The organism is Flavobacterium psychraerolatum, assembly GCF_025960985.1.
Taxonomy (GTDB): Bacteria; Bacteroidota; Bacteroidia; order Flavobacteriales; family Flavobacteriaceae; genus Flavobacterium.
The window spans coordinates 80452-93695 of the sequence record NZ_JAOQMX010000010.1 but is presented as its reverse complement, the minus strand read 5'-3'; the positions used below and the strand labels follow the sequence as shown (position 1 = coordinate 93695).

At 35.1% G+C, this 13244-nt stretch carries 12 protein-coding genes; 6 read left to right on the top strand and 6 right to left on the bottom strand.

Annotated features, from left to right (window positions below; translation table 11 throughout):
* Positions 1-249 precede the first annotated feature (249 nt).
* From ettA to holA, 3 genes are all read right to left on the bottom strand, one after another.
* A complete protein-coding gene (gene ettA, locus M2326_RS05980) occupies positions 250-1944 on the bottom strand; it encodes an energy-dependent translational throttle protein EttA (protein WP_264618642.1) in 1695 nt (564 codons plus the stop codon).
* Between the two features lie 129 nt (positions 1945-2073).
* Entirely contained in the window at positions 2074-2250 is a 177-nt protein-coding gene (locus tag M2326_RS05975; protein WP_239865775.1) for a CAL67264 family membrane protein, read from the bottom strand.
* A gap of 54 nt (positions 2251-2304) precedes the next feature.
* Positions 2305-3309 (bottom strand): DNA polymerase III subunit delta, encoded by a 1005-nt coding sequence (gene holA, locus M2326_RS05970; RefSeq protein WP_264618641.1) that lies wholly within the window; start codon positions 3307-3309, stop codon positions 2305-2307.
* Positions 3310-3606: 297 nt separating this feature from the next.
* Between holA and M2326_RS05965 the strand changes: the two genes are divergently transcribed.
* The 3 genes from M2326_RS05965 (at position 3607) to M2326_RS05955 (ending at position 5954) form a co-directional block, all read left to right on the top strand.
* Positions 3607-4053 carry a type I restriction enzyme HsdR N-terminal domain-containing protein gene (locus M2326_RS05965; protein WP_264618640.1) on the top strand — a complete coding sequence of 149 codons (447 nt, stop codon included), beginning with the start codon at positions 3607-3609 and terminating at the stop codon, positions 4051-4053.
* 3 nt (positions 4054-4056) lie between these two features.
* On the top strand, positions 4057-5043 hold the full coding sequence (locus M2326_RS05960) for a glycosyltransferase family 2 protein (protein WP_264618639.1): 987 nt from the start codon (positions 4057-4059) through the stop codon (positions 5041-5043).
* A 74-nt stretch (positions 5044-5117) separates the two neighbouring features.
* Positions 5118-5954, top strand: a complete 837-nt coding sequence (locus M2326_RS05955; RefSeq protein WP_264618638.1) for an OmpA/MotB family protein — start codon at positions 5118-5120, stop codon at positions 5952-5954.
* A 163-nt stretch (positions 5955-6117) separates the two neighbouring features.
* On the opposite strand, the gene M2326_RS05950 is transcribed toward M2326_RS05955, so the two are convergent.
* The gene (locus tag M2326_RS05950) at positions 6118-6282 is read right to left on the bottom strand and encodes a hypothetical protein (RefSeq protein WP_264618637.1); all 165 of its coding nucleotides are present in this window, start codon (positions 6280-6282) and stop codon (positions 6118-6120) included.
* Between the two features lie 149 nt (positions 6283-6431).
* Between M2326_RS05950 and fumC the strand changes: the two genes are divergently transcribed.
* The gene (gene fumC / locus M2326_RS05945) at positions 6432-7817 is read left to right on the top strand and encodes a class II fumarate hydratase (RefSeq protein WP_264618636.1); all 1386 of its coding nucleotides are present in this window, start codon (positions 6432-6434) and stop codon (positions 7815-7817) included.
* A gap of 25 nt (positions 7818-7842) precedes the next feature.
* Here the strand turns inward: fumC and M2326_RS05940 are convergent, their stop codons facing one another.
* Both M2326_RS05940 and glyA read right to left on the bottom strand, forming a co-directional pair.
* On the bottom strand, positions 7843-8436 hold the full coding sequence (locus tag M2326_RS05940; RefSeq protein ID WP_264618635.1) for a MiaE family protein: 594 nt from the start codon (positions 8434-8436) through the stop codon (positions 7843-7845).
* Positions 8437-8625: 189 nt separating this feature from the next.
* Positions 8626-9900 carry a serine hydroxymethyltransferase gene (glyA, locus tag M2326_RS05935; protein WP_264618634.1) on the bottom strand — a complete coding sequence of 425 codons (1275 nt, stop codon included), beginning with the start codon at positions 9898-9900 and terminating at the stop codon, positions 8626-8628.
* A 106-nt stretch (positions 9901-10006) separates the two neighbouring features.
* Between glyA and fahA the strand changes: the two genes are divergently transcribed.
* Together fahA and M2326_RS05925 are read left to right on the top strand one after the other, a co-directional pair.
* The gene (fahA, locus tag M2326_RS05930; protein ID WP_264618633.1) at positions 10007-11290 is read left to right on the top strand and encodes a fumarylacetoacetase; all 1284 of its coding nucleotides are present in this window, start codon (positions 10007-10009) and stop codon (positions 11288-11290) included.
* A 405-nt stretch (positions 11291-11695) separates the two neighbouring features.
* Positions 11696-13120 (top strand): L-serine ammonia-lyase, encoded by a 1425-nt coding sequence (locus M2326_RS05925; protein WP_264618632.1) that lies wholly within the window; start codon positions 11696-11698, stop codon positions 13118-13120.
* The last annotated feature ends 124 nt before the right edge of the window (positions 13121-13244 follow it).

Genomic DNA, 13244 nt, shown 5'->3' with positions numbered 1-13244 from the left:
CTATGGCGGAGAATAAAATATCAATGGTTAGATTTTGATGCTTATAAATCATTCGAAAACCTCAAAGAAAAATTAAATTTTGTCCTGACTAATTTCGGAACAAAATACGACATTAAATTTTGACCATTACTTACATCTTGCCTCTAGTAGAAAAGTGTTTTTCTCAAAAAAAACTTTCTTGTTTTTAAAAATAAAAAAAAGGATATCTCTTATGAGATATCCTTTTTAAATTCAAAATAATCAGAATTCTTATCCTCTGATCAGTTTTTTATATTTCAATCGTTTTGGAGTTAAATCACCACCTAAACGTTTTTTCTTATTTTCTTCATATTCAGAGAAACCACCTTCAAAATAATACACTTCAGATTCTCCTTCAAAAGCTAGGATATGAGTACAAACTCTATCCAAAAACCATCTGTCGTGGGAGATTACTACTGCACAACCAGCAAACTGCTCCAGACCTTCTTCAAGTGCTCTAAGCGTATTTACGTCCAAGTCATTCGTAGGCTCATCCAGTAATAGTACGTTTCCTTCTTCTTTCAAAGTCATCGCAAGATGCAAACGGTTACGTTCCCCTCCTGAGAGCGTTGCTACTTTTTTATTTTGATCACTTCCACCAAAGTTAAAACGGCTTAAGTAAGCACGTGAATTCACTTGGCGTCCGCCCATCATAATCAATTCTTGACCATCACAAAAATTTTCCCAAATTGTTTTATTTGGATCAATATCAGAATGTGCTTGATCGACATAAGCAATCTTCACCGTATCTCCAACTGAGAATTCACCGCTATCAGTTTCTTGCTCTCCCATAATCATTCTAAAAATAGTAGATTTACCAGCACCATTTGGTCCGATAATTCCAACAATTCCAGCTTGTGGCAGAGTGAAGTTCAAGTTGTCATATAATAATTTATCTCCAAAAGCCTTCGCAACATTCTTAGCTTCAATTACATTCGTCCCTAAACGTGGGCCGTTCGGAATGTAAATCTCTAATTTTTCGTCAAGCTCTTTTTGATCTTCGTTCAATAATTTATCGTAGTTCTGCAAACGGGCTTTTTGTTTCGTTTGACGTCCTTTCGCACCTTGACGAACCCAGTCCAACTCACGCTCCAAGTTTTTACGACGTTTCGAAGCTACTTTTTCTTCCAATGCCATACGGCTTGATTTTTGATCCAACCAAGAAGAATAATTCCCTTTCCATGGAATACCTTCTCCTCTATCCAATTCCAAAATCCAACCTGCAACATTATCCAAGAAGTATCTATCGTGCGTTACAGCGATTACTGTTCCTTCATATTGTGCTAAATGTTGCTCCAACCATAATACAGACTCTGCATCCAAGTGATTGGTAGGCTCATCCAATAACAATACATCTGGTTGTTTCAACAACAAACGACATAAAGCGACACGACGACGCTCACCACCCGAAAGGTTTTTGATTGGCGTATCACCATCTGGTGTACGCAAGGCGTCCATTGCAATTTCAAGTTTGGTATCGATTTCCCAAGCTCCAAGTGCATCTATTTTATCTTGCAGTGCCGCTTGACGGTCCATCAACTTGTCCATTTTGTCTGCATCAGAATAGTTTTCCTCAAGACCAAACAAGTCATTTATTTTATTATATTCTTCCAAAACTTCCATCGTCTCGGCTACCCCTTCACGAACAATTTCGATAACCGTTTTGCTATCATCCAATTCTGGTTCTTGTTCCAAATACCCAACCGTGTATCCTGGTGCAAAAACAATATCACCTTGGTAATTTTTATCCACTCCAGCAATAATCTTCAATAAAGAAGATTTACCAGAACCGTTTAAACCAAGAATACCAATTTTGGCACCATAGAAGAAACTTAAATAAATATTTTTAAGAACAGGTTTGTCTGCTCCAGTGTAGGTCTTACTCAATTTTGACATCGAGAAAATTACTTTCTTATCGTCTGACATTTTATATATTTATTAATTTAATTCACAATTTTATTACACTCCATTACCAACATTTTTTCTCACCTCCAAGTACATCATTAAGTAAAATAAATCTACTTACATCAAATACTTATCCTAAGACCGGTCAACCTATATTCTTCCTTTCAAAGAATTAAATACCCATGATATAGCAAAAAAACCAACACCAACAGCGGCAAAACCCCAACCTGCAACATCATCATATCGAAAAGCTCCTAGGCCGATCAATAAGAAGCCCATCACAAGCATAATGAAAGTGGCCCAACCCAAGACGGTATTTTTATTCATTGCCATAATTATGTACCAGATTTTATAGACGACAAATATCGTCAATTTTTCGCCCTAATTAAAAATCTTATACAGCATTTCTTTTAATAAATCTCCATTTGGGAGTGCATTTGCGCCAACACCCTTACTTTTTACGTCTATTTCTCGTAATGAAGCTATAATCTGACTCACCTTTCGCATCGGATAATTCTTAATCGCCACATCATATTCTTTCATAAAATAAGGGTTTACTCCTATTACAGAGGCTACTGTTTTTGGATTTTTATCCTTTGTTCCATGGTATTTTAGCAATTGAATAAAAAATCCAAATACCAATCCCGTAGTCATCACCATCGGATTATCTTTTGGATTTTGAGCAAAATTGGCTGCAATCTTATACGCCTTCAATTGGTTGCGTTCTCCAATAGCTTTACGCAATTCGAATACATTAAAATCTTTACTAAAACCTATATTCTCCTCAATATCATGCGCTGTAATTGTACTCCCTTTTGGCAAAATTACTTTTAGTTTCTCTAGTTCATTATTAATTTTACTCAAGTCTGTACCTAGAAACTCTACAAGCATTGCCACCGCCTTGGGCTCGATACTGTACTTTTTACTTGCCAAGACACGTTTGATCCAGTCCCCAACCTGATTTTCATACAATTTTTTACTTTCGAACACCAAACCATTTTTGGCCAACGTCTTAGTTACCTTTTTACGTTTATCCAGCGTTTTATATTTATAGGCAAATACCAAAACAGTTGTTTGCATCGGATTCTCTGCATAAGCTTCTATTTTATCAATTGTACGACTCAATTCCTGTGCTTCCTTCACAATTACTACCTGTCTGTCTGCCATCATTGGGTAACGCTTTGCAGTCGAAACGATATCTTCAATTGATACGTCACGACCGTACAAAACCGTTTGATTAAAACCTTTTTCCTCCTCGGTCAAAATAGTATCCTCAATATAATCCGATAATTTATCAATATAATAAGCCTCTTCGCCCATCAAAAAATAAATCGGTTTTATATTTCCAGCCTTGATATCATTAACAATTTTTATTACTTCGTCCATTTACGTATTTTCAATTTCAAAAATTCATTCCAATAAACAATTTCTATTTGGGCGTGACACCAGTAAAAAAAGGGGCTTCCAGTAGTTTGCACTTACAAAGCCCCTTTCCTTACTGCTGTCGGGCTATCCATGCTACTTCGGTAGCTTATTCCTATCCCTCACGCAGGCAGTAAGGTAAATAGGCCAATTTCGATCAAAAAACCAACAACGAGTAAAAAATACACATTGAAAATTACTCAAATATTTGAACCTACAATTATGTCCTTCCTATCCCAAAAAAATCATTATTTTTGCGCCATGCAAAAGCTACAATTCCCTACTTATACATTTCGATTCAAAAATAGCGAAAATAAAGTGTCTATCTTTGATGAAATCAGGAAAAAATTCATCATTCTCACCCCCGAAGAATGGGTTCGTCAGCACGTAGTCCGTTTTTTATTAGAAGAAAAACAAATTCCAAAATCCTTAATTAACGTCGAAAAAGTAGTAAAGGTCAATGGTTTAAAAAAAAGATACGATGCGGTAGTTTATAATTCTGATGGTTCTATTTATATTTTAGTAGAATGCAAAGCACCCGAAGTCAAAATTACCCAAAGTGTTTTTGACCAAATCGCGCGCTACAACTTGGCAATGGATTCCGAATATTTAATGGTTACCAACGGATTGAATCACTACTTTTGCCAAATGGATTATGAAAAAGAGAAATATGATTTTCTACCCGATTTACCACAATACAAGAATTAAAAAATGAAAATAGCAGTCGTTATCCTCAATTGGAACGGAGTTGCATTACTCCAACAATTTTTACCATCGGTGGTTCAATATTCCCAAGAAGCTACACTATATGTAGCGGACAATGCGTCTACAGATGAGTCAATCACCTTTGTTCAAAAGAATTTCCCATCGATTAAAATCATACAAAACAAAGATAATTATGGTTTTGCACAAGGGTACAATGAAGCCTTGCAACACATCGAGGCAGATGTTTACGCTTTAATTAATTCAGATATCGAAGTAACCGAAAACTGGCTAAAGCCCATTATTAACACTTTCGAAAAAGAACCAAATACAGCTGTCGTACAGCCAAAAATTCTTGATTACAAAAATAAGCAATATTTTGAGTACGCAGGTGCTGCAGGAGGCTATATTGATAAATATGGTTATCCATACTGTCGAGGACGCATTTTTGAAACTATCGAAAAAGACAATGGTCAATATAATGATGAAAAAGAAATTTTTTGGGCATCAGGAGCTTGTTTTTTTATTCGTTCCAAAGTATACCATGAATTAAAGGGGTTTGACGACGATTTTTTTGCACATCAAGAAGAAATTGATTTGTGTTGGCGCATCATCAACAAAGGATTTACTATCAAATACAATCCAAAATCGGCGGTCTATCACGTAGGGGGAGCGACATTAGAATTAGGAAATCCAAAAAAAACCTATCTCAATTTTAGAAATTCCTTGTTCATGTTGGTAAAAAACTTACCCACATCATCCTTACTCCCTATTCTTTTTTCAAGAATGATTTTGGATGGAATAGCAGGATTAAAATTTATTTCTCAAGGAAAGTGGAAGCTTTTTTTGGCAATACTACATGCCCATTTTAGTTTTTACGGCTCATTCATAAGGAATTACAAAAAGAGAACCAACTCACAACATACAAATTACTTTAAAGCGAAATCTATTGTTTACAACTATTACGTCAATCACGGCAAGATATTTGTTAACTAATATTAACACTGTATTATAAGTATCTTATGAAGATTAAGAACTAAATTTGTACACAAACCTAATTAATCAATTTTATGAAAAAAATCGTAGTCGCATTATCAGTATTAGCACTTTTAACCTCGTGCGTTTCCAAGAAGAAGTATACTGCATTGGAAGCTAAAAACAAAGAAACTCAAGATTTATTAAATAGTTGTACCGTTAAATTAAACAGCTGTCTTGAAGATAAAGCAGGACTTACAGCTAGAGTTGAAGGATTGAAAGATCACAACGAAACTTTAATGACTACTTCTAAGAACTTAACCATGTTAACTTCTAAAGGAGCTGAAAACTTAGAAAAATCTCTTGAAAGTTTAAAAGAAAAAGATTTAAGAATTACAAGATTGCAAGATGCAATGACAAGAAAAGACAGTGTAACCCTTGCCTTGGTATCTAGCTTGAAAAGCTCGGTTGGAATTTCTGATCCAGATATTGAAATCAATGTTGAAAAAGGAGTTGTTTTCATCTCTATCGCAGATAAATTATTATTCAAAAGCGGTAGCTATGAAGTAAGCGATAAAGCAAAAGGAGTTTTAGCCAAAGTGGCTAAAGTAGTAAATGACAAACCAGACTTTGAATGTATGGTAGAAGGTCACACAGATAGCGTACCTTATGTAGGTAGTGGAGTGTTACTTGACAACTGGGATTTAAGTGTGAAGCGTTCTACTTCAATTATCCGTGTGTTAACAAATCAATTAGGAGTTAAACCAGAGCAATTAATTGCTGCAGGTAGAAGTTCTTACATTCCTTTGGTACCAAACGATACTGCTGAAAACAGAGCTCGTAACCGTAGAACTCGTATTGTTATTTTACCAAAAATCGACCAATTCTATGATATGATCGAAAAAGAAATGAAAAAACAACAAGGTAAATAAATCTTAATTGACCTAAAATATAGTTCACCTATTTTATAGAAACGTCCCAATAATTTGGGACGTTTTTTTTTGTATTTATCGGAACTTATCTATTCACATTTTACAATAAGGCACAAAAAAAGGACTCGCTTGCGAGTCCTTTGTACTTCAAATCAATTTAAAATTAAAGTGATTGTTGTTTCTTTGCTTTCTTTTCTTTGTATAATTCATATAAAGCACCGCCAATCCAATATTGAACGATACCTACAAGAAAGAACATTAACCAAAAACCTATAGTTAATACGGTTAAGAAAAGTAAAAAGCCTAAATACTGTGAAAATTCAAACATGTTTTCCGGAATTTTTGAATGTAGCCACAAATATAGGTTTAATATCTTTTGTTGACAATAAAAAAGGAATGAAATTACATAAGAAAAATACAATTTTGTACTTTTATAAAAGATACTAAGAAATACAGTCAAACTTAATCATAGAAACTATGAAATTTAGAATAGAAAAAGATACACTAGGCGAAGTTGCAGTTCCCATAGATAAATATTGGGGTGCTCAAACTGAAAGATCAAAGTCAAATTTCAAGATCGGTCCTCCTGCATCTATGCCAAACGAAATAATTATGGGTTTTGCCTACCTCAAAAAAGCAGCTGCTTACACCAATTGTGAATTAGGCGTTTTATCGTTAGAAAAAAGAGATGCTATTGCTAGAGTTTGTGACGAAATTTTAAATGGGGAATTGAATGAACATTTTCCACTCGTGATATGGCAAACTGGATCGGGAACCCAAAGCAATATGAATGTAAACGAAGTTATTGCCAATCGCGCTCAAATAATAAATAACTTGCAAATCGGAGAAAACGAACCTTTTATAAAAGCCAATGATGATGTCAACAAATCACAATCATCCAATGACACCTTCCCTACCGCTATGCATATTGCAGGCTACAAAATGCTAACTGAGATTACAATTCCAGCCTTAGAAAAACTTCGAGACACATTGATAGTAAAGGCGATTGATTTTAAAGACATAATCAAAATTGGCCGCACGCACCTTATGGATGCTACACCGCTTACACTAGGTCAAGAAATCTCAGGTTATGTAGCACAACTCAATCATGGCCTTAAAGCTTTAAAAAATACGTTACCCCATTTAGCTGAAATTGCATTAGGAGGAACTGCTGTAGGCACGGGCTTGAATACTCCAAAGGGATACGACGTTTTGGTAGCCAAATACATTTCTGAATTCACTGGACATGCATTTAGGACCGCCGAAAATAAATTTGAAGCTTTGGCTGCTCATGATGCTATTGTAGAAAGCCATGGTGCACTAAAACAGTTGGCTGTTTCATTGAATAAAATAGCACACGATATTAGAATGTTAGCCTCTGGGCCTCGCTCAGGTATTGGAGAACTTTTATTACCCGAAAACGAACCAGGATCTTCTATCATGCCCGGAAAAGTAAACCCAACGCAATGCGAAGCATTAACCATGGTTTGTGCACAAGTTATGGGGAATGATGTAGCCATCACTATAGGTGGTATGCAAGGCCATTTTGAACTGAATGTCTTCAAGCCAATGATTGCCTATAACTTTTTGCAATCTGCACAATTACTAGGCAACGCTTGCTCCTCATTTGACGAGCACTGTGCAAAAGGAATTGAACCCAATTACAAACGAATATCAGAGTTATTAAGCAATTCACTTATGCTTGTAACCGCTTTGAACACCAAAATAGGGTATTACAAAGCAGCCGAAATTGCACAAACAGCACACAAAAACGGAACTACATTAAAAGAAGAAGCCGTTAAAATAGGATATGTAACGGCTGAAGAATTTGATGAATGGGTGAAACCTGCAGATATGATTTAGAATATAATACACGGATAAATATTATTTATCCGTGTATTGTTTCTCCTTTTCCGTAATTCGCAATCACAGACTCTTCAAAAGCCAACCACTCTCTCCAACGTTTTTCAACATCAACTCCTTTTCCATATTTTCGAGCATAAGTGATAAAGGTGGTATAATGTCCCGCTTCGCTTTCCATTAAATCTCTATAGAAAACGGATAATTCTTCGTCTTTTATATTTTCTGACAAAACTTTAAATCGCTCACAACTTCTAGCCTCAATCATTGCCGAAAATAGTAATCGCTCTACTAATGCTGAAATTCTGCTCCCATCAATTGATTTTTTCATATACAGGTATAGCTCGTTTACATAATCATCTTTACGCTCGCGACCTAACCTCATTCCACGTTTAATAATAATGTTGTGTACTTGCTCAAAATGATCAATTTCTTCTTTGGCCAATGCCAATAGATCTTGTACCAAATCTTGGTGCTCAGAGTTTTGAGTGATGATCGTAATTGCATTGGTTGCTGCTTTTTGTTCACACCAAGCGTGATCGGTCAAAATCTCTTCTATATTTTTTTCTACAATATTCACCCATCTTGGATCTGTAGGTAATTGTAATCGTAATACGCCCATATTTTAAAGTTTAGAAATGGTTTAAGGTAATTTTGTTTTAAGCTTCATTCGATAAAAAGAAAAAAAGTTTAAAGTTTAAATTCTCTGCAATGATTTTATATTCACGCAAATATTCAAACTTTAAACTTTTAAATTATCCGTTAAACATTTAAACTGTTGACCAATTTAAATACTTTAGCTTTTAAAAATTTAGAATACGAAAATAGCTCTTTCGCTCATCATTTCGTTTACTTCATCAGCCACAGCTTCGATAACGGCTTCATCAGTATGATTTGTCAAAACTCTATCCATCAAAGCAACAATAGTTTCCATGTCAGATTCAACCAAACCACGAGTTGTAATAGCTGCTGTACCTACACGGATACCAGAAGTTACAAATGGAGATTTGTCATCAAAAGGAACCATATTTTTGTTTACTGTGATTTCTGCTTTTACCAATGCATTTTCAGCATCTTTACCAGAAATTCCTTTGTTTCTAAGATCAATCAACATCATGTGATTGTCTGTACCACCAGAGATGATATCATATCCTCTTTTTACAAAAGCATCAGCCATTGCATTAGCATTCTTTTGCAATTGACGTGCATAAGTAAAGAACTCATCTTGCAAAGCTTCTCCAAAAGCAACTGCTTTTGCAGCAATAATATGCATTAATGGTCCACCTTGATTTCCAGGGAAAACTGCTAAGTCCAATAATGAAGACATCATTCTAATATCCCCTTTTGGAGTTTTCAATCCCCATGGGTTTTCAAAATCTTTACCCATTAAGATCAAACCACCTCTAGGTCCACGTAACGTTTTGTGTGTAGTTGTAGTAACAATATGACAGTGAGGAATTGGATCATTCATCAAACCTTTTGCAATTAATCCTGCTGGGTGAGAGATATCAGCCATCAAAATAGCTCCAACACTATCTGCAATTACTCTAAAACGTTCAAAATCCATATCACGAGAATAAGCTGAAGCTCCCGCGATGATTAATTTTGGTTGTTCTTTAGTAGCAATTTCTTGAATTTTATCGTAGTTTAAACGACCTGTTTCTTTTTCAACACCATAAAAAACTGGGTTGTAAACACGTCCAGAAAAGTTAACAGGAGAACCGTGAGTAAGATGACCACCGTGAGATAAGTCAAAACCTAATATTTTGTCACCTGGTTGCAAACAAGCGTGAAATACAGAAGCATTTGCTTGAGAACCTGAGTGAGGTTGTACGTTTGCATATACAGCTCCAAATAATTCTTTGGCTCTATCAATAGCAATTTGCTCCACAATATCAACTACTTCGCAACCACCATAATATCTTTTACCTGGATATCCTTCGGCATATTTATTTGTCAAAGCAGAACCTGCTGCTTCCATTACTTCATCACTAACAAAGTTTTCAGAGGCTATCAATTCTAATCCGTGTACTTGTCTATCTTGTTCTTCAAGAATAAGGTCAAAAATTTGTTTGTCGCGTTGCATTTCTATCAATTTAGTTAATTTCAGGCAAAAATACAAAAAAACGTTTGTTCAATAGCTAGATTATGATATATTTGATATAATATTTTTCAACAAAAACCAATACTATATGCCTATATCTGCTAACGATACAAAAAGAAAATCCTGGTTGACAGTTGCTGAAAACAGCGATTTTCCTATTCAAAACATCCCTTTTGGTGTTTTCCTAACCAAAGAGAACGTAGTCACGGTGGGAACCCGAATAGGAGATTACGCCATTGATTTGGGGGCTTTACAACAAATGAATTATTTTTCAGGCATTGAACTGACTGATGATATGTTTATGCAGGATACCTTAAATGATTTTATTTCTGATGGAAAAAAAACTTGGAGGTTAGTTCGAAATAGAATTGGTGACATTTTTGATGAAAACAATTCAAGTTTAAGAGATAATGACAAACATAAAGACATTGTTATTTTCAATATTTCGGATGTAGAAATGCAACTACCCGTTTTAATTGGTGATTATACTGATTTTTATTCTAGTAAAGAGCACGCTACGAACTTAGGAAAAATGGTTCGTGAAGAAGAAAATGCATTGTTACCAAACTGGTCACATATACCAATAGGATATCATGGCAGAAGCTCTACTATCATTCCGTCTGGAATCCCTGTTCATAGACCTCTAGGTCAAACCCTACCTGTTGGAGAAAGTACTCCTGTACTCGGACCTTCTCGTTCAATTGATTTTGAATTGGAAACTGCTTTTATTACAACAGATGCAAATATCATGGGTGAAATGATTCCTATTAATGAAGCAGAAGACTATATTTTTGGAATGGTAATGTTGAATGATTGGACTTCTAGAGATATTCTAAAATGGGAATATTTACCATTAGGCCCATTTTTATCAAAGAATTTTGCAACTTCTATTTCTCCTTGGATTGTAACAATGGATGCTTTAGAGCCTTTTAAAGTCCATGGACCAAAACAAATCCCAAGTCCACTTCCATACTTACAGCAAAAAGGAAAAAATTCCTTTGATATTCAATTGGATGTTGCAATACAGCCTGAAAACGGAACAGCAAATATAGTGAGTAAAACCAATTTAAAACACCTTTATTGGACTATGAATCAACAACTGACGCATCATGCTTCTAGTGGATGTCGAATAAATTCTGGTGATATGATGGGATCAGGAGCAATTTCTGGACCGAATAAAGAAAACTATGCCTCAATGCTGGAATTGACTTGGGGAGGTAAAAATCCAATCAAATTAAATGATGGTACAGAACGAAAGTTTATTAATGATTATGATACAGTAATCATGACAGGATTTTGCAAAAACAGCCAAGTGAGAATTGGTTTTGGAGAAATTTCTTCCCAATTACTACCTCCATTTGTTCGAAAGTAAAAATAACTTAGTAAATAAATATATGAGTATAAGTTTGTATAAATGAAAAATAAAAAGTCTATTAAAACTTAGTTTTAATAGACTTTTTATTTACGAATACAATAAGTCATATCTATAGTATCTGTACGCCACGATAATAATTCTCATTAACATAATACTAAATCTCAAAAAACCATTTTTCACTAGACGCTCCTGCATTATTCCCTTCACTAGTAATAATTTCTTAAAAATTATTGACCTAAATATTTCAAGTTCCTAAAAAATATCGAAGAAACTACTTTCTACCTAAATTTTAAGAATAAAACAAATTAAAGTTCTAACGATAATCCGCTCCTATTTGTATGCGTAATAAAGGCTTGGTACATAAATTCCATTATATTTGTTGATGTTAAACAATTTTTAGATATGGAAGAGTGTATTTCGGTTTTTGATATGTTAAAGATTGGTGTTGGACCTTCAAGTTCGCATACATTGGGACCTTGGAGAGCTGCAGAACGTTTTTTAGTAGCGCTGCAAGAACAAAATTTCGGGACTATTTCTAGAATTAAAGTCGATTTATATGGTTCTTTATCATTGACTGGAAAAGGACATGCTACCGATCTCGCAGTTATGCTTGGACTAAGCGGTCAAGATCCTGAAATGATTCCCATCGCAAACATTGACAAAATTATTAAGTCGATTCGAGCGACACAACAACTTGAATTAGGAAGTCACTACCCTATCTCTTTTCATATAGCTGAAGATATTATTTTTAATAAAGATTTTTTACCTTTTCATCCAAATGGATTGACATTTAAGGCCATTTATACCAATGGAACTGTTTTTTCGGAAACCTATTATTCCATAGGAGGCGGATTTGTAGTCAAAGAAGAACGTACCAATGCTAAGGAAAAAATAAAAATAAAATGCGCTTTTCCATTTATGATAGATAATGCAGTCGAACTGTTAGCGTATTGTAAAAAGGAAAACAAAACTATCTCTGAAATAGTTTACGAAAATGAAAAATCTATGCGCACGGAGAAAGTGATAGACCACGAATTGATGCGTATTTGGAATACCATGCTGGAGTGCATGTATATAGGTTGTCATTCAGAAGGAGTGTTACCTGGGGGGCTCAATGTGCGCAGAAGGGCTTTTGATATGCATCAAGGTTTGATAGGGCTGGCTAACTATACTGATTCTCAGAGCTGGTTAATAGAGATTCGCAAGACGGAAGTTAAATTCCGTCAAATTCTTAAATGGGTAAGTTGTTTTGCACTTGCAGTCAATGAAGTAAATGCAGCGTTGGGCCGCATCGTAACTGCTCCTACTAACGGAAGCGCAGGCGTAATTCCATCAGTATTAATGTACTATTTGGTAATCGAAAACCATCAAGCTGGACCGGAAGAAATTAAAAAATTTTTACTTGTAGCTGGTGAAATTGGGAGCATTTTTAAAAAAGGTTCAACCATATCTGCTGCTATGGGAGGTTGCCAAGCAGAAATTGGAGTTTCTTCGGCAATGGCTGCCGCAGCACTTTGTGAACTATTAGGAGGATCTGTAGAACAAGTCTTGATGGCTGCTGAGATTGCAATGGAACACCACCTTGGATTGACCTGTGATCCTATTGGTGGATTAGTACAAATACCCTGTATTGAGCGCAACACAATGGGAGCGTTAAAAGCAATCAACGCTGCAGAATTGGCTTTATCAACAGATGCTAAGAATGCAAAAGTACCTTTAGATAAAGTAATTAGTACTATGTGGGAAACTGCCAAAGACATGAATAATAAATACAAAGAAACCTCTGAGGGTGGTCTAGCAATTACAGTAAATATGGCCGATTGTTAATTGTACGGCACCAGTAAAGTTTTTTTTGTAAATTATTAAATTACCTCTATCAAAGTTACAAATACGATACTTTGTACGGATTATAATCATCCTAATATTTTCATATTATATAGAAATTTAAACT